The 17,500-nt window shown below is 48.9% G+C and carries 17 protein-coding genes, 1 rRNA gene and 1 riboswitch (1 of these 19 only partly in view); of the genes, 10 read left to right on the top strand and 8 right to left on the bottom strand.

Features of this window, described 5'->3' with window-relative positions:
* Positions 1 to 186 precede the first annotated feature (186 nt).
* The 7 genes from SCACP_RS12045 to SCACP_RS12075 all read right to left on the bottom strand — a co-directional run bounded on the left by SCACP_RS12045 (position 187) and on the right by SCACP_RS12075 (position 4,411).
* Positions 187 to 675 (bottom strand): uroporphyrinogen decarboxylase family protein, encoded by a 489-nt coding sequence (locus SCACP_RS12045; RefSeq protein WP_425057811.1) that lies wholly within the window; start codon positions 673 to 675, stop codon positions 187 to 189.
* Positions 672 to 1,067 (bottom strand): nitrogenase component 1, encoded by a 396-nt coding sequence (locus SCACP_RS12050; protein WP_425057812.1) that lies wholly within the window; start codon positions 1,065 to 1,067, stop codon positions 672 to 674. Before SCACP_RS12050 ends, SCACP_RS12045 begins: the two co-directional genes overlap by 4 nt.
* The gene (locus tag SCACP_RS12055; RefSeq protein ID WP_425057813.1) at positions 1,060 to 2,550 is read right to left on the bottom strand and encodes a nitrogenase component 1; all 1,491 of its coding nucleotides are present in this window, start codon (positions 2,548 to 2,550) and stop codon (positions 1,060 to 1,062) included. Before SCACP_RS12055 ends, SCACP_RS12050 begins: the two co-directional genes overlap by 8 nt.
* Before the next feature lie 163 nt (positions 2,551 to 2,713).
* A complete protein-coding gene (locus SCACP_RS12060; protein WP_425057814.1) occupies positions 2,714 to 2,944 on the bottom strand; it encodes a hypothetical protein in 231 nt (76 codons plus the stop codon).
* 98 nt (positions 2,945 to 3,042) lie between these two features.
* On the bottom strand, positions 3,043 to 3,513 hold the full coding sequence (locus SCACP_RS12065) for a radical SAM protein (RefSeq protein ID WP_425057815.1): 471 nt from the start codon (positions 3,511 to 3,513) through the stop codon (positions 3,043 to 3,045).
* Positions 3,432 to 3,980 (bottom strand): ABC transporter permease, encoded by a 549-nt coding sequence (locus SCACP_RS12070; protein ID WP_425057816.1) that lies wholly within the window; start codon positions 3,978 to 3,980, stop codon positions 3,432 to 3,434. Before SCACP_RS12070 ends, SCACP_RS12065 begins: the two co-directional genes overlap by 82 nt.
* Before the next feature lie 137 nt (positions 3,981 to 4,117).
* Entirely contained in the window at positions 4,118 to 4,411 is a 294-nt protein-coding gene (locus tag SCACP_RS12075; protein ID WP_425061391.1) for a DUF2325 domain-containing protein, read from the bottom strand.
* Between the two features lie 258 nt (positions 4,412 to 4,669).
* A riboswitch (SAM riboswitch) is annotated at positions 4,670 to 4,767 on the top strand.
* A gap of 88 nt (positions 4,768 to 4,855) precedes the next feature.
* On the opposite strand from SCACP_RS12075, the gene SCACP_RS12080 reads away from it, so the two are divergent.
* From SCACP_RS12080 to SCACP_RS12125, 10 genes are all read left to right on the top strand, one after another.
* Positions 4,856 to 6,010, top strand: coding sequence for a trans-sulfuration enzyme family protein (locus SCACP_RS12080; protein ID WP_425057817.1), 1,155 nt, complete (start codon positions 4,856 to 4,858; stop codon positions 6,008 to 6,010).
* A 191-nt stretch (positions 6,011 to 6,201) separates the two neighbouring features.
* Entirely contained in the window at positions 6,202 to 6,873 is a 672-nt protein-coding gene (locus SCACP_RS12085) for a corrinoid protein (protein ID WP_425057818.1), read from the top strand.
* A complete protein-coding gene (locus tag SCACP_RS12090) occupies positions 6,873 to 7,952 on the top strand; it encodes a uroporphyrinogen decarboxylase family protein (protein WP_425057819.1) in 1,080 nt (359 codons plus the stop codon). Before SCACP_RS12085 ends, SCACP_RS12090 begins: the two co-directional genes overlap by 1 nt.
* Positions 7,953 to 8,975: a uroporphyrinogen decarboxylase family protein gene (locus SCACP_RS12095; protein WP_425057820.1), complete on the top strand. Its 1,023-nt coding sequence runs from the start codon at positions 7,953 to 7,955 to the stop codon at positions 8,973 to 8,975.
* A gap of 4 nt (positions 8,976 to 8,979) precedes the next feature.
* The gene (locus tag SCACP_RS12100; RefSeq protein ID WP_425057821.1) at positions 8,980 to 10,695 is read left to right on the top strand and encodes an ASKHA domain-containing protein; all 1,716 of its coding nucleotides are present in this window, start codon (positions 8,980 to 8,982) and stop codon (positions 10,693 to 10,695) included.
* A gap of 14 nt (positions 10,696 to 10,709) precedes the next feature.
* A complete protein-coding gene (locus SCACP_RS12105; protein ID WP_425057822.1) occupies positions 10,710 to 11,387 on the top strand; it encodes a DUF1847 domain-containing protein in 678 nt (225 codons plus the stop codon).
* 6 nt (positions 11,388 to 11,393) lie between these two features.
* Positions 11,394 to 12,476, top strand: a complete 1,083-nt coding sequence (locus tag SCACP_RS12110) for an ABC transporter substrate-binding protein (RefSeq protein ID WP_425057823.1) — start codon at positions 11,394 to 11,396, stop codon at positions 12,474 to 12,476.
* A 28-nt stretch (positions 12,477 to 12,504) separates the two neighbouring features.
* Positions 12,505 to 13,308, top strand: coding sequence for an ABC transporter ATP-binding protein (locus SCACP_RS12115; protein ID WP_425057824.1), 804 nt, complete (start codon positions 12,505 to 12,507; stop codon positions 13,306 to 13,308).
* Complete coding sequence (locus tag SCACP_RS12120; RefSeq protein ID WP_425057825.1) at positions 13,305 to 14,054, top strand: ABC transporter permease; 750 nt, start codon at positions 13,305 to 13,307, stop codon at positions 14,052 to 14,054. Before SCACP_RS12115 ends, SCACP_RS12120 begins: the two co-directional genes overlap by 4 nt.
* A 117-nt stretch (positions 14,055 to 14,171) precedes the next feature.
* Entirely contained in the window at positions 14,172 to 14,522 is a 351-nt protein-coding gene (locus SCACP_RS12125) for an ASCH domain-containing protein (protein ID WP_425057826.1), read from the top strand.
* Positions 14,523 to 14,754: 232 nt separating this feature from the next.
* On the opposite strand, the gene SCACP_RS12130 is transcribed toward SCACP_RS12125, so the two are convergent.
* Positions 14,755 to 17,500 (bottom strand): 23S ribosomal RNA (locus tag SCACP_RS12130); it runs 171 nt beyond the window's last position.

Raw genomic sequence — 17,500 nt, forward strand, 5'->3', positions numbered from 1 at the left:
TAGCGCAGTGACTTATATAGAATACCATGTCATTTACATTATGTCAACAATTTATTGCAATGTTTTTTGGAGTAATCAATATCTAACAAAAAGCCAAAGACCCAATGGTCTTCAGCTTTTGTTTCAATATCTAATATCATTTTTTATTTTCTTTAGTCATACTTCAAGATTTTCAAATTGGTCCCCTTATTGACCCGCACCGATAAAGGCAATTACGTTAGCCAGCGGTACTCCCGGAGGAATATCACAGCCAGGCATAAGTATATAGTTTTCCGCCCGGCCGGCTTGGTCAATACACTGCCTGGCTGCCTGGATAATATTATCAGGAGCAGCATCTTTAAGCAGTACCGGGTTCATGTTACCAGCCACCGCTGTTCTCCCGGCCAGAATGTTCTGAGCCAACCTTAGGTCAACCTTATAATCAAGAGATAACATGTCAATATGTAAATAGGGAACAAGGTGCAGCCGGTCTTTAATATTGCCGCAAATATGCAGAGTAATATAGGCCCCTTTTTCTTTAAGCCGCTTGGCTACCTTGCCAATATACGGCGCAACGAATTCTTCAAAATGCCGGCGAGAAATAAGGTCACCGGAGGCAGTAGGTTCAGCAATTGATAATACCTTAGCCTCTTTGGCTATGGACGGCGCCAGATAAGCTACACAAACTTCGGTCATGACTTCCAGCAGCTGGGGATGCCGTCTTCCTGCAAAGGCCGTACTACCGACGCAACGTCGTCACCAATGACTTCAGTGACGCAGCTAGTCACTACAACATACAGTTCTCCTCGCATGATAGATAGCGTATTCTTTACTTCCTCCTCCAGCCGTTCAGCTCCGCCAAATACAACGTCCCTCTCCTGAACATTTGAACCAGGCATGCTGAGACCGCCGCAGTATCCGCCCACCTGCAAACCACAACCGCCGGCCTGAGTCCAGGTAAAATTGCCGGCACAGCCGGGCGGCGCATGTAACACAGGAATGGCTTTAGGCAGTGCGCTTACTGTAGCGATTGCTCCGCCTAAGGCACAGGTATAACGCGGTCTTTCGATAAAGGTATAATCACTCATCCCCGTCACCTCCCGCAGTCTTGATATACTTAAATGGATTCTCTTGATACCAGGATTCTTGGTACGGCAGACTGGCAAACCGGCTGAGATTACGGTTAAACCGGGGATTTTTTAATTGCCGGTATAAACGGCGGGCCAGTTCATAGGCGCCCCGGTAGCCTACATAGTTGAGACCGACATTATAAACGACATGGGTACTAATACCAAGTTTAGCCGCTGTGCTGTTGCCGTTCATATGGCCAAGAAACACATCCGGCTTTATCCGTCGCAGCAAATTTGCCTCTTCAAACGGCTGGCAGTTGGCAATATTCAGGGGACAGTCTGTGCCGGTTATCCGAACTAGCTTTTCGTATTCTACTTCAGCAAACTCGTCATGGTGGAAAGCACGGATTCCCACTACTTCAAAGCCTAATTCTGCCAGCAGTATAGCAGTAGACAATGCCCGAAATTCACCCGCGCTGACAAACGCCTTCTTCCCCTGGAACATGGATCTCAATGGTTCGAGTGCCGCCTTAAGTTCTGCTTCTTCACAAGCAATGATAGCCTGGGCCTGTGAACCCAAACCAAAAAACTCGGCCACATCCTGCAGCCATTTACCGGTATTCGCGATACCGATTGGCATATGTCTGATAATAAACGGTATCCCGTATTTATCCTTCAAATGTTTCAACATATAATCATCATGGGTCGGACAAGTGCTGACCGATAAGTCAGCCTGGGTCATGCGCCGCATATTATCAGGATCAGCAAACACCGGGAATATGTTAACATCAAAACCCAGTACCTTAAGCAAACGCTCAAGCTCTTGTTCGTCTCCCCTCCCCATTGAAGACATATTCATTAAATTTATTAAGGGACCGGCTTTTTCTTTAATGGATATTTCCCTGCTATTGGGTAACAGCGTTTTGCCGATGGCGTGATACACAGCGTCATAGGCTGTCGCCCAGATTTTGGTCTTAAAGCCTTCGCAATGGACAGGCAAAATTTTGGCTTGTACTTCAGCTTGAACCTGTTCAGCCACCCCATCCACATCATCACCGATTATGCCAGGAACGCAGCTGGCCACTACAAAAATAACAGCAGGCCGGTAGCGCCGGTCAACTTCTATGATGGCTCGGGCCAGTTTGGTTTCGCCACCGCCGATAACATCGGTTTCGGTTAGGCCGGTAGACAACCAGGTGCCGTTCTTTACTATACCCCAGCGCTGATTGTTACCGGCACGAACGGCGGCATTGCCGCCGTGGCTGGATGACCCGCATCCCAGACCGCCGTGCATAAGCACTACACTATTGGGTATGCTGTTCATAGTCCCTAACGCCGGTAAGAGCAGGCAGATGGAATTTTGGGTAAAACTGCGCTCTCCGTCAGCCAAAGTGCAGCGCAGCCGGCGGCCAGCCACTTCTCCCAATGTTGTCCCGTAGGCAATGCATGCTTTGAGTCTGTCCTCCCGCCGTGGCGGCTCTTTTAGTTCAAAATAGCTCATGTCTACCTCACCCTTTCCTAAATTCCTTGTGCTGAATCACGGACTTCCCCTGTCTCAAGCGCTACCAGATTATTGGCCCATTTGGCGGCCCAATCCCGTAATTCTTGTACTTCAAGGGGTGAAGGAACTTTGGACTCAGTATGATGATGATATCTACTTTGGCTCAGCCGTGAGAAACGGCTATTAGCCGCTGGTCGTACAGTTTGTCGGTAAAATCCGTTCCTCCCGGTATACCGCAGGCATCAGCACGACACTGCCGACAATGTCTGAATACCGGCAAGTATTCCTCTGCCGCTGTCCGTGCCGCCTTTAACTCCCGGCAGTCAGGCGGCCGGTGATTTCGGAACTCATGCTGGGGTATAAGCGGAATAATATTGATAAAAGATGCTCCCACCTTTGCCGCGGTCTTGGCAATATCGCTAATGTTGCGGTCATTGACCCCCGGAATGAGAACAGTATTGATTTACAATAATCCCCAAGCTTACGGCTTTTTCAATGCCTGCCAACTGCGCCAGGACAAGCCACCGTGCCGCCATTTCCCCGGTTATATACTTCCCCGGTTATATACTGACCATTAAATGTAATATGGGAACAAATTTGCGCCAGAGTTTTAATGTCTACAGCATTCATGGTTACGGTAATTGTTTTTACCCCTGCTCCCGCCAGACCCTCAGCTTTTTCTTTTAGCAGCAGGCCGTTAGTGCTCAAGCATTTAATTAATTCCGGGTAGCGCTGATGAACCAACCGGAAAGTATCTAAGGCATAATCACCGGCCAAGGTGTCGCCGGGGCCGGCAATACCTACCACAGTAATGTCCGGACATAGTTTGAGCGCCTTTTCCAGTACGCCGACAGCTTCCGCCGGTTTTAGCAAACCACGGCTTACACCGGGGCAATGCTCCTGTTTGTTAAAACCCCGCTTACAAAAACGGCACTGAATATTGCACAAAGGACTGACCGGCAAATGAATTCGACCGAATTTTTCATGAGCTTCACTGGTAAAGCATAGTCCCACCAGTTCAAGGTAGTCGTCCACTTCCCCTTTTTGCCGCCAGGGAATACCCCGTGCATCGAAAACAACAACGCCATAATAACGAGCGCCGCATAGACCTTGCTGTATTCGGCCCATCCCTGGGCCCAGGCGATAATCCAGCCTAAACCTGCTTTGACACCAAGCATTTCACCCACCACCAGGGTGACAAACGCCATACCCAATCCCATGAACAGCCCGACAAAGATGGACGGCATTGCAGCAGGCAAGGCTACCCGGGTAATAAGATACCATTCGTCAGCTCCTAAACTGCGGGCTACCTCGTAGTATGACTTACTAACATTCGCCACGCCCGACCAAGTCATGACGGTGATGGAAAACCAGCAGGACAGGGCAATCAAAAAAATGCTTGCCGCAAAACTGGTGGGAAACACAACCATGGCTATAGGAATCCAGGCAGTAGCATTTTCACTGCTGGACGGTTATCTCCCGTAACACTTGGATTTTGTGAAGCCTTGACTGACAACGAAGTCCTGACTGATTCAGGCATCAACTTTTCTCCTTTCCTCAGTAAACTTTAAGAAGCGCGTAAACTCAGTCCTGCCAGTTTTTGTTCTACGGCACACCACGACCGTTTTGCATATACCAACGGAACGTCCTGTGCTTTTGCTTGGTTTTTTACTACTTTGGCAATGTTGTGATTGACATAGTCGGTAAAAACCAGCACAAATGCTGCTGTCTTCGGAATACTGATTTTCTTAATCTCACCCGGACAGCGACCGGTGATATGGGCAATCTCGGTTATGCCCAACTCACGCAGTTTCTTTTCTATTGCGCCTAAATAATCCGCGCCAATGACCACTACCGTCATCACCCGCTCACTCCTCTACATGCCTATAATAAAATAAAAGGAGGCAACCAAGGCTATTTCAGCCTTAGCTGCCTCCGGTTTTCCGGTCAGCAAATTTTTTCAAAACCTGTAATATCATACCATGGTATCTTGCTTGAAATTTATGGTAGCATACTGCCATTCGGCTGTCAACCCTAACCAAAAGAATCTTTTTTGTTTTTATATTGACATTATTTATCATTCATGGCAGAATAATAAACAATAAAAAATAAACAATTAAACTTATCAAGAGTGGTCGAGGGACTGGCCCTATGACACCCGGCAACCGGCATTTATGCAAGGTGCTAAATCCAGCGGAGCAATCCGGAAGATGAGTTTCGTTCTGCAACTGACGGTTCTTCTTTCGGGAAGAACCGTTTTATTTTTTACTTGAAACCAATATAGAACCTGGAGGAGGATTCCTGTATGAAATCATTAAAATTCGCTACTCAAGCCGTCCATGCCGGTCTTGTGACCGATAAAACAACCGGCGCCATCAGCACACCGATTTACCAGACCGCTACCTTCCGCCATCCGGCTTTAGGTCAAAGCACCGGTTTTGACTATTCCCGGTCGCAAAACCCTACCCGTCAAGCTGTTGAAGAAGCTTTAGCCATTCTGGAAGCAGGCCATGCAGGCTTTGCCTTTGCCACAGGCATGGCCGCAATTACCGCCGTCCTGATGCTGTACCGCCCGGGCGACCACCTTATTGTGACTGAAGACTGTTATGGCGGCACATACAGGGTACTAGACAAAATCCTTGTCCAGTTCGGTCTGGAAGTAAACTTTGTTGATACCAGTAACCTGGAAGAAATCCGGAAAGTTATCAAACCAAATACTAAAGCCATTATTGTAGAAACCCCTACCAACCCATTGATGAAAATAGCCGATATTGCCGCCATCGTAGCTTTGGCCCGGAAAAACCCTGCCAGACCAATCCATACTATTGTCGACAATACTTTTCTTTCACCGTATTTTCAGCGACCGCTGACCTTGGGCGCCGACCTTGTCATCCATAGCGGCACCAAGTATCTGGCCGGCCACAATGATGTGGTATGCGGTGTAGTGGTCACAGGCAATGCCTGTCTTTCCGAACAAATTAAATTTATCCAGAACGCCGCTGGCGCTGTCCTCGGTCCCCAGGACAGCTGGCTGCTTATGAGAGGACTAAAAACACTGGTCCTTAGGATGCGCCGACACCAGGAAAATGCATTAACTATCGCTAAATGGCTGAAAAATCACCCGAGTGTAACTGCAGTCTATTATCCCGGGCTTGCAGAACACCCAGGCAAAGCTATCCATGATGCTCAGGCCACCGGGTATGGCGGCATGTTATCTTTCTCAGTCGACCACCCCCGGCTCCCGGAACAAATATTACGCAAAGTCAAAGTGCACCAATTTGCCGAAAGCCTAGGCGGTGTCGAATCGTTGATTACTTTTCCGTCAGTACAAACCCATGCCGACATGCCGCTTGACCTTCGCCGGCGTCTTGGTATTAATGAATACCTGCTCCGCCTGTCAGTCGGCATTGAAGACGTCGATGACCTTATTGCTGATCTTGACCAAGCAATGTCCAAATAAGCCAATTCCTTCAAAAGAGAAAAATCACACAAAAAGGAAAAATATTCTTGACATTTTTTTACTGCCAGCATATAATTACCACAATAAATCTTATATTTCTGGCTGATCAGACAACTGAAGGCCAAAAGAAGTTTACAGCTTCTTTTGACCTTCTTTTATTTTTATTATTAATAAGTAACAGGGGGAAAAATATGACACAAAACACAGACCATCTTAAGGAAACAGTTCTCCAAGAACTGAAGGCTGCTGTCGTTAATATGGATGAGGAACAGGCAGTAGTAACAGCCAATAAGGCAGTTACCAGTAACATTGATGCCTATGAAGCAATTGAGCAAGGACTGGCGGCCGGTATGGAAGAAGCCGGCAAACTCTTCGAAGCGGAAGAGTACTTTATTCCTGAACTTCTGATGTGTTCTGACGCCATGTACGCCGGTCTTAACATACTGAGGCCGCATCTTAAGAAACAGGAGACAGATGGCGACAAATTAAAAGTGGTAATTGGCGTAATTGAAGGCGATACTCATGACATTGGCAAAAACCTGGTCAAAATCATGTTGGAAACAGCCGGTTATGAAATCATTGATCTGGGCCGGGATGTACCGCCTGGTACCTTTGTTAGCCGGGCTCAAGCGGAAAGCGCCTCGATTATCGCCATATCCACGTTGATGACAACTACTATGGACGGTATGGCCGAAGTCATTCGTTTGTTGAACAAGAAAAATATCCGGAATGGATTTAAAGTCATGATTGGCGGCGGTCCGGTATCTCAGGCCTTCGCGGACCGGATTGGGGCCGACGGCTATGCCGTTAACGCTGCCGATGCGGTCCGTTTGGCCCGGCGTCTGACAGGAGGCGCTGCTTGATGGTCAAAGATCAAATGACCCCTATCGAACGTATTACAGCCTACAATCAAGGCCGCCCGGTAGACCGCCTGCCGTGCGTACCCATTATCGGCAATACGGCAGCCCGGGTAATTGGTGTCAAAGTTTCAGAACTGCCACAAGACGGAAAACTACTGGCTAAAGCCCAAATTGAAGCATATCGCCGGTTCGGTTATGACATTGTCCGTATTTTTACTGATTTATATGGCCAAGCCGAGGCCATGGGCGCTGTTGTCCGCTATCCTGATGATGAAACAGCTTTTCTTGACCGGCCAGCCATAACCGATGTTAAACAGATTGATAACCTAACACCTGCTGACCCGTATCATGACGGCCATCTGCCCCGCTACCTGGAAGCAATGAAGATTGCGGTAGATACAATCGGCAATGAAGTACCTGTAACCGGCGCACTAACCGGCCCCTTTACCAATGCTTCGTTCTTAATTGGCGCCGAAACCCTGACCCGGCTGGTCGGTAAAAATCCTGAAGCTGTACACCGTTTATGCCGCCTGTCGCTGGAAACCTGTTTAAACTACGCCAAAGCGATCATTGACGCCGGCTGCACCCCCAGCTTGACTGACCCCATGTCGTCTGCTACCATCATCAGTCCCGGATATTTCAAAGAATTTTCCTTCCCATACCTGAAACAGCTGATTGATTATATTCACTCCCGTGGCAAACCGGTCACCCTCCACATCTGCGGCAAGACCGCAAAAATCTGGGATCAGATGGCTGAGGCCGGTGCCAACTGCATCAGTATTGACAATGCCGCCAGCCTGACTGAAGCCAAACGCCAGGTGGGTGACCGGGTCCGGCTCATGGGCAATGTTAAGCCCTCAGAGATTATGTTACAAGGCACTCCTGCCGATATCCGCCTGGCCGTGCTTGATGCTGTCCGGGAAGCCTGGGACAATCCCAAAGGATATATTGTGGCCTCAGGCTGCAGTCTACCGACCGAAACTCCATTCATTAACATTGACGCTATGCTTGACGCCGTAAGAGAAATAGGCTATCCCCTAACAGAAGAAAAACTTTTTGATCTACAGCGGAGGTGGAGTTAAGTGCCAACCCTAACTGCCAAAGAACGCCTGCTGGGCGTTCTGCAAAAACAACCGGTTGACCGCCCGCCGGTTATTTGTACCGGAGGGATGATGAACGCTGCCATTGTCGATGTTATGCAGCGTTCCGGGCAGACCCTGCCTGCCGCTCATTCCGACGCCGTTCTTATGGCCGGATTGGCTGCAGCTGTACAACAATATACCGGTTTTGAAAACCTGGGCCTGCCTTTTTGCATGACGGTGGAAGCCGAGGTTCTGGGCAGCGAAATTGATTTAGGCACACTGGAATGCGAGCCTAAAATCACCCGCGAAGCATTTTCATCCGCAGCTGCTGTCGTATATAAAGATATCCCAACTATGCTAAGTTCCGGCAGAATTGCCACGGTATGCCAGGCGGCAGCCATCCTGGCAAAACAGCATCCCGACATTCCGGTAATTGGCAGTCTGACCGGCCCGGTAAGTACGGCGGCATCCATAGTTGACCCGGTACAATTCCTGAAAGATTTACGCAAAGACCCTGTTTCCTCCCACCGGCTTCTTGACTATGTCACAGGCTTTCTGATTGCCTATGCCCTCGCGCTCATCGACCATGGCGCCGCCGTCATTGCCATTGGTGACCCTACGGCCACGGGAGAAATCCTCGGACCCAAGATGTTTGCCGAATACCCGGTTGTTTATATTAACAGACTGATTGCTGCTGTCCATCAAAAACAAGTCCCGGTTATTCTTCATATTTGCGGTAACTTGAGCAGCGCCAAGCATCTCCTGCCTGCATTCAAGGCCGATGCCATCAGCACTGACGCCATCGTGAACTTAAAACAGCTTAAAGACGAGTTTCCCGGCATAACTACTATGGGAAATATCAGTACGTATCTGCTAGAATACGGCCCTGCCGAAAAAGTGGCCCTGCAAACCAGCAACTTAATAGCCGATGGCGTAAACATCATATCCCCAGCCTGCGGCCTGAGCACCTCCAGTGCCTTGTCGCATATCCGGGCGATGACATCTACGGTAAAGAAGGAGTGATACTGTGCCCACAGTGCGCTTTTGGCCAGCAAACACCACCAACGCCGCCGCGCCCGTTTGCCTTGAGGTGCATGAAAGCACCACTGTGCTTGCTGCTGCCCGGGCAGCCGGAGTACTGGTAGAATCACCATGTAATGGCGCCGGCACGTGCAACAAATGCAAAGTGCGTATTCCCGCATTTTCCCATTCCGGTGATAATGACCAGCACAGTTGCCACCATACCCTGACTCCCGACGAAATCAGTCAGAATATCTTTCTAAGCTGCATGACTCAAATTCCCGGAGGTCTCGATAATGCTCAGTTCATTGACATTTACCTAATCGACCGGCAGGACAAGAACGATGTCCAGGTAGTAAGCCAGGGCCGCCATTTAGCTGTAGCCTTAGAGCCCGCCATTACTAAACAGTATGTTTCCGACCGCAACGAAACTTTAGTATTGTCGGGAACAGCCATACTGGGAACCGAGTCAGGCAATACCGCCGGAATCTCGCATGGCTTGGTTGTAGATATTGGCACTACCACCCTGGTGGCCGCACTGTTTGACTTAACCACTGGCCGTGAACTGGCGGCAATATCGGCTCTTAACCCGCAGAGCCTGCACGCCCAGGATGTCTTGTCCCGCATCAAACTAGGATCAACAGCTGAAGGGCTGTCGGTTCTATACACCGGCATCACCGGCGCCATTAACGCCATGATTGATGACCTGGTTGAGCAGACAGGGATTTGCCCGCAAACAATTTATGAAATAGTATTTAGCGGCAACACCTGCATGCTGCATCTGGCCACCGGTACAGACCCCGCCCCGCTGGGTAAGTACCCTTATACCCCCGTACTGTGGGGCAACAGTTATCATTCTGCTGCCTGCCTCGGCCTTAATGCCGCGCCATTTGCTCAAGTCTATCTGCCGCCAATCATATCGGCGTACGTGGGCGCTGATATAACGGCAGGAATTCTGGCCGCCGATTTAGTCAACCTCAAAGGAGTGACGCTATTTGTCGATATCGGCACCAATGGCGAAATGGCACTTGCCGTGGATGGGCGGCTTTCGGTCACCTCAACAGCTGCCGGACCTGCCTTTGAAGGCATGAACATAACCTACGGCATGCGAGCGGCACCGGGAGCTATTGAAAAATTCCGGATTGCTCCCAACGGCGAAGTAGAGTACAAAACCATTGCCGACAATCCGGTAACTGGCATATGTGGCAGCGGACTGCTGGATATTGCCGGTGAACTGGTCAGAACCGGCATAATTAACAAAAACGGTAAATTGGGCGGTTGGGAAAATGATATTCCGGCTCCCCTAAAGGAACGGCTGCACAAAGATAATGGCAAAACAGTCTTTATAATTGATCAGGCCATCCACCTCTCACAAAAAGACATCCGTCAGGTGCAACTTGCCAAAGGTGCGATTCGTGCCGGCATCGAGTGTTTGTTAGCTGACCGTAGTATTGCTCCTGCCAGCGTTGAGCGCGTATTTATTGCCGGTTCTTTCGGATTCCATCTTAACGCCAACAGTTTAATCAATATTGGCATGTTACCGAAGCCTTTTCACAATAAAATAAGCTTTCTCGGCAATACGGCCAAAACTGGCGGCCAGGCCATACTTCTCAACCAAACAGCCAGGAAAACGATTGCCGGTTTGGTAAAAGATGCCGAAGTGTTAGAATTAGCCACCTTTACCGACTTTGACAAAACTTTTGTTAAATGCTTGAACTTTTAAGGAGGTTCAAAATAATGAGTAACCATACTGCTTCCGGCGAGTTGAGCTGCGCCAACTGCAGCCAACTTAACTGTTATCGCCGTGACAAGCATTTTCCCGATTTTTGCCTTACTACCACTACTCATGGTAATGCAGATATCGCTAATGAAATTGCAACAGTAAAGTCTATCTACCAGACCGAAGGTCCTGATCGCCGGATGGCTCTCGCCGCAGCGGAAATAGAAGGCCTGTATTACGGTAAACTTACCAGAGTGGAAGAGATTATTGCCTTTGCTAAACGGATTAATGCTAAAAAAATCGGTATTGCCACCTGTATCGGCCTCATTGAAGAAACCCGTATTTTTGTAAAAGCACTTGCCGTCAAAGGGCTTGACAGTTATAGCGTACTGTGCAAGGTAGGCTCTCTTGATAAGACTGAGATTGGGATACCGCCTGAATACAAAGTACAAAAAGGTTGTCATGAGTCTCTGTGCAATCCTGTTCTCCAGGCCAGACTGCTTAATCAAGCCGGCACCGACCTGAATGTCATTGTTGGCTTATGTGTTGGTCATGATTCTCTGTTCATCAAGTATTCTGACGCTCCTGTTACCACATTAATCACTAAAGACCGGGTACTAGGTCATAACCCGGCAGCAGCGCTGTATACCAGCGGCTTTTACTACAAACGCCTCTTGCAGGAAGAAAAGAAGTGATATCTTGTGTTTAAACACCGGTTACTTACCATTACCATTATAATAGCCTCATTCCTAAGCCTGTTACTCACCGGCTGCGGCCAGCAGCAGGCCAAACCTGCGGCACAATCTGCACCCCAACCAACTCCAGCCGATAAAATCAAATTTAAAATTGGCTATCTGCCTGCTGTCGGCCATGTACTGTATTTTGTCGCCAAAGAAAAAGGCTTTTATGACCAGGAAGGGCTGGACGCGGAACTCTTCCAATTCACCAACTCCGGCGAAGGTCTTAATGCCATTAAGGCCGGTAAACTGGACGCCGGTTCTTTCGGCACAGCCGCCCCCCAGGTCTTCATATCTAAAGGAACCCCGTTCGTAAATATTGGGGGCATGCAAAGCGAAGGACATGCGATTATCACCAAACCGGAAAACGCTCAGCAATTTACAACCCTGCAAAGCTTTATCGGCAAAAAAGTAGCCACCGTCCGCCTGGCAACAGGTGATGCCGTATGGCGGTCGGCCATGTCTAAAGCCGGTATTGACTGGAAAACACAAGTAACAATTCAGGAGCTCGACTCGCCTTCTGCTGTGCTGGAAGCTGTAAAAAAAGGCGCTGCGGATGCCGGCTTGATCTGGGTACCATTTTCCGAGATGGCTGAACAGCAAGGTTTAAAAATTGTATCCTGGTCGTCAGAGCATATGGACGGTCATGTTTGCTGCCGGGTTGTAGCTTTGGAAGACAAACTAAAAAACAATAAAGAAGCCTATGTACGCTTTACCCGTGCTAACATTCGAGCCTATGATTTTTATATAAATCATCAAGACGAAACCCTCGACATTATGAGTAAATATGTGAAGCTAGACAGAGATCTGCTCAGAAAAGCCACTTACAGCGGCCACATTCACAGCATTCCTGACCCGGATAAAAAGCGGTTCATTGCCTTTTGGGAGGCTATGAAAGATGCCGGTTACATCCAGAGTGACATTGATATCTCCAAACATGTTAATACTGATATTTATCGAACAGCTCTTGATGAACTTAAGCGGCGTGAACCGCAAAATACCACCTATCAGAAGCTGGACCAAGACTTTGCCATCAACGATCTATAGAATTAACGGCTTGAAAGGAGGAGCGCCTGTGGCTGCCCTGACTCTGGACTCTGTATCCCTTACTTATCCGGGCGATGAACACCCGGCCGTAACTGATTTATCCCTAACAATCAAGGAAGGCGAATTTATGGCGGTAGTTGGCCCCAGCGGCTGCGGCAAAAGCTCCACCATCGGCCTCTTAGCAGGACTTACCGCGCCGACCTCTGGCAGAATTTATCTTAACGGGCTTCCCATCCGGGGGCCAGGGCCAGACCGGGCCATTGTTTTCCAAGACTATTCCCTCTTCCCCTGGATGACAGCCCTTGACAACATTGTTTTTGCCCTGAAAGAATCCGGCCGTGCCAGTGGATTAAGCGCCGAACAAGAGGCGCATCACCTACTGAGTATGGTGGGGCTGAGTAGTGTCCGCTCTAAATACCCTGGTGAACTTTCAGGCGGCATGAGGCAGCGGGTGGCTATCGCCCGTGCCTTTGCCTTAGATGCTCCTGTTTATCTAATGGATGAGCCCTTTGGCGCCGTTGACGCCAAAAACCGGGTAAGTTTACAGGAACTCCTCCTCCAGTTGTGGGTGGGAGCAGGTAAAAAGAAAACTGTTTTTCTCGTAACTCATGACATTGACGAAGCCCTCTATCTTGCCGACCACATCGCCGTCTTTACTCCTGGTCCTGGTAGAATCAAAAAAATTATCGAAGTTCCCTTCCCCAGGCCCAGAAGACGTTTTTTACTTGTCCAAGATCCCCTATATACCGGACTGCGAAATGAGATTTTATCTTTGCTTCAACAGGAAATTCTTGAAGAATTACTAGAAGTAGAAGGAGGATCAGGCATATGATCCAGACCACTCGCGATCGCTTGCTACTTGCAGGATTACTACTTTTAGTCTGGCAGTTGACAACAGTCTGGCTGACGCTTTTGGATTCTGCTCTCTTTCCGCCGCCGCTTAAAGTCTTAGCGTTACTTGCAGAAGACCGGGAAGTTTTTATAAAAAGCCTTTTCAGTTCTATGAATCTATTGTTCTTTGGCTATAGCCTTGCTCTTATCAGCGCCATTCCGCTTGGACTCATCATTGGCGCCAATCGCCGCTTGCGTTTAGCCATTGAACCAGCCACTAATATATTAGGACCTATTCCACCCATTGTTTACATCCCGTATGCAATCGCTCTCCTGCCAACTTTCACCCTTTCCTCCATATTTGTAATTTTTATCGGAGCCTTCTGGCCATTGTTCATCAATACAGTATCAGGAGTAGAATCTCTGGAAAAAGGACTTATTGACTCGGCAAGAAGTCTGGGAGTAAGCCGCCGGTCTATGCTGATTCATATTCTCTTGCCTGGCGCCATGCCGCATATTGTCAGCGGCGGAGCAATTAGCTTGGTACTGGCTTTCATTTTATTAACGGCGGCAGAGATGATCGGTGCCACCAGCGGCCTCGGCTGGTATGTAAAGTACTTTTCTGATTTTGCCGATTACCCGCGGGTAGTCGCCGGGATTATTGTCATCGGAGCAGTGGTGCTGGTATTGATGACCGGCTATCGCCGGATTACCTGTTACCTGTTACGCTGGAAAAAAATCTCTTAAACGATTATATCTACATATAAATGTAAAACACATAACAGTTTCCTTTGATAATTAACAAATTAAAGAATATAATGATACTATACAATGCAATAAAAAAAACTAACAAGGAGGGAAACTATGTTTGCGCTTAATTTTCAGTCGCCAAATCACGAAAAGCTACTAATTTCCCGTCAGAAAAACTGCACTGTTCGTTTAGGGGACATGCGGAGTACATATCCGGAAAACTCAATCGTCTGGATTACTGTTGGTAAAAAATTTGAAACTAAAAGAAAACTATATCCAGCTATGATTGACAGAGTATTGATAAAAAAGTTTTCCGAACTTACCACCCACGATTTGGATCATCAAAACCCAGAAATTAAATCAGTAGACGAACTTCTTATCTTTTTCGAAAAGATTTATCAAAAATCAATTAGTGCAGATGATATAGTAACTGTAATCTATTTTTCAGAAATAATTGAAGAATAAACAAAAAACACTCACAAAAGTGAGTGTTTTTTGTTACCAATCAGCAATTTCCTAATCGCCCATACAGGTATGCTCCCTCAAAACTGTCACAGAAGAAAGACTGCGCAATATAGGATGTTCCTCGCTAACGCTCGGAACTAAGCGATTCGCACCAATCAGCCTTCGCCTCTCGGCTCGCCTTCTTGGGCTCTCTGCTTATCGCTTTCGCTCTTAAACTTTTGGCTCGCTTGTTTAAGTCAAGTCCTCGGCCGATTAGTACCAGTCAGCTCAATGGATTGCTCCACTTACACACCTGGCCTATCTACCTTATCATCTGTAAGGGGCCTTACTTCTTTCGAATGACAGACCTCATCTTAAGGCTGGTTTCACGCTTAGATGCTTTCAGCGTTTATCCTTTCCGGACGTAGCTACCCAGCTGTACTCCTGGCGGAATAACTGGTACACCATTGGTCCGTCCACTCCGGTCCTCTCGTACTAGGAGCAGTTCCCTTCAAGTCTCTTGCGCCCGCGATGGATAGGGACCGAACTGTCTCACGACGTTCTGAACCCAGCTCACGTACCACTTTAATGGGCGAACAGCCCAACCCTTGGGACCTACTTCAGCCCCAGGATGTGATGAGCCGACATCGAGGTGCCAAACCTCCCCGTCGATATGGACTCTTGGGAGAGATTAGCCTGTTATCCCCAGGGTAGCTTTTATCCGTTGAGCGATGGCCCTTCCACTCGGTACCACCGGATCACTAAGCCCGACTTTCGTCCCTGCTCGACTTGTCTGTCTCGCAGTCAAGCTCCCTTCTGCCTTTACACTCTTCGCGCGATTTCCATCCGCGCTGAGGGAACCTTTGGGCGCCTCCGTTACTCTTTCGGAGGCGACCGCCCCAGTCAAACTGCCCGCCTGACACTGTCCCGAGTCTCGTTACTCCTTCGGTTAGAACTCCAGTAAATAAAGGGTGGTATCCCAACATCGGCTCCACCAAGACTTGCGTCCTAGCTTCTCAGCCTCCCACCTATCCTGTACATCATTTACCAAAACTCAATGTCAGGTTGCAGTAAAGCTCCATGGGGTCTTTCTGTCCAGTCGCGGGTAACCTGCATCTTCACAGGTATTTCAATTTCACCGGGTCCCTCGTTGAGACAGTGCCCAAGTCGTTACACCTTTCGTGCGGGTCGGAACTTACCCGACAAGGAATTTCGCTACCTTAGGACCGTTATAGTTACGGCCGCCGTTTACCGGGGCTTCAGTTCGCAGCTTCGATTGCTCTAACCGCTCCCCTTAACCTTCCGGCACCGGGCAGGTGTCAGCACCTATACGTCAGCTTTCGCTTTAGCAGGCACCTGTGTTTGTGGTAAACAGTCGCTTGGGCCTCTCTTTTGCAACCTCTTTATGCTTCCACCGTTTCAAGTGTACACATCCGAGGCTCCCCTTTTCCCGAAGTTACGGGGACATTTTGCCGAGTTCCTTAACGAGGGTTCTCCCGCGCACCTTAGGATTCTCTCCCCGCCTACCTGTGTCGGTTTGCGGTACGGGCACCTTTTGTCTCGCTAGAAGCTTTTCTTGACAGCCGGGGTTCAGCAAGTTCGCTCTTATTTCTAACAGCTCCCCGTCACTCCTCAGGCTTTTCGCATCACGGATTTGCCTGTGATGCACCCTACAAGTTTAGACGCGACTTTCCATCCTCGCGCTTGCCTGCCCTTCTGTGTCACTCCTTCGCTCAATCGACTCCGGGTGGTACTGGAATGTTAACCAGTTGTCCATCGCCTACGCATCCTCGCCTCGGCTTAGGTCCCGACTGACTCTGAGCGGACGATCCTTCCTCAGAAATCCTTAGGCTTTCGGTGGACAAGATTCTCACTTGTCTTTTCGCTACTCATACCGGCATTCTCACTTCTATACTCTCCAGTACTCCTTCCGGTATACCTTCACCGGGTATAGAACGCTCCCCTACCCATGTCGTTAGACATGCCATAGCTTCGGTTCCGTACTTTAGCCCCGGTCATCTTCGGCGCACAATCTCTCGACCAGTGAGCTATTACGCACTCTTTGAATGGTGGCTGCTTCTAAGCCAACATCCTGGTTGTTTCGGAAATTGCACATCCTTTGCCACTTAGTACGGCATTCGGGACCTTAGCTGATGGTCTGGGCTGTTTCCCTCTTGACCACGGATCTTATCACTCGTAGTCTGACTCCCAAGTTTTGAGTACAGCCATTCGCAGTTTGACAAGGTTCAGTAACCTAAACGGCCCCTAGCCCTATCAGTGCTCTACCGTCTGTACTTACCTCTTGAGGCTAGCCCTAAAGCTATTTCGGGGAGAACCAGCTATCTCCGCGTTCGATTGGCATTTCACCCCTATCCACAACTCATCCCAAAGCTTTTCAACGCTCACGGGTTCGGGCCTCCACGCATTTTTACCTGCGCTTCACCCTGGTCATGGATAGATCACTGCGGTTTCGGGTCTACAATAACTAACTATCGCCCTATTTAGACTCGCTTTCGCTTCGGCTCCGTGTTTTCCACTTAACCTCGCTAGTTACTGTAACTCGCCGGTTCATTCTTCAATAGGCACGCCGTTGACCACATAAGGGTCTTCGACTGCTTGTAGACATACGGTTTCAGGTTCTCTTTCACTCCCCTCCCGGGGTGCTTTTCACCTTTCCCTCACGGTACTATGCGCTATCGGTCGCCAAGGAGTATTTTGCCTTGGAGGGTGGTCCCCCCTGCTTCCCACAGGGTTCCTCGTGTCCCGTGGTACTCTGGATTCCAGCCGTTTCGCCTCTGTCTTTCGCCTACAGGGCTGTTACCTTCTGCGGCCTACCTTTCCAGGTAGTTCGACTAGACCTGGCTCAACTTCCGCCGGTCCTCAACCCCAAAGAGCAAAAGCTCTCTGGTTTGGGCTCTTCCCCGTTCGCTCGCCGCTACTTAGGGAATCTCGTTTGATTACTTTTCCTCCGGGTACTTAGATGTTTCAGTTCCCCGGGT

This window comes from Sporomusaceae bacterium ACPt, from assembly GCA_041428575.1.
Classification (GTDB): domain Bacteria; phylum Bacillota; class Negativicutes; order Sporomusales; family Sporomusaceae; genus Sporomusa_D; species Sporomusa_D carbonis.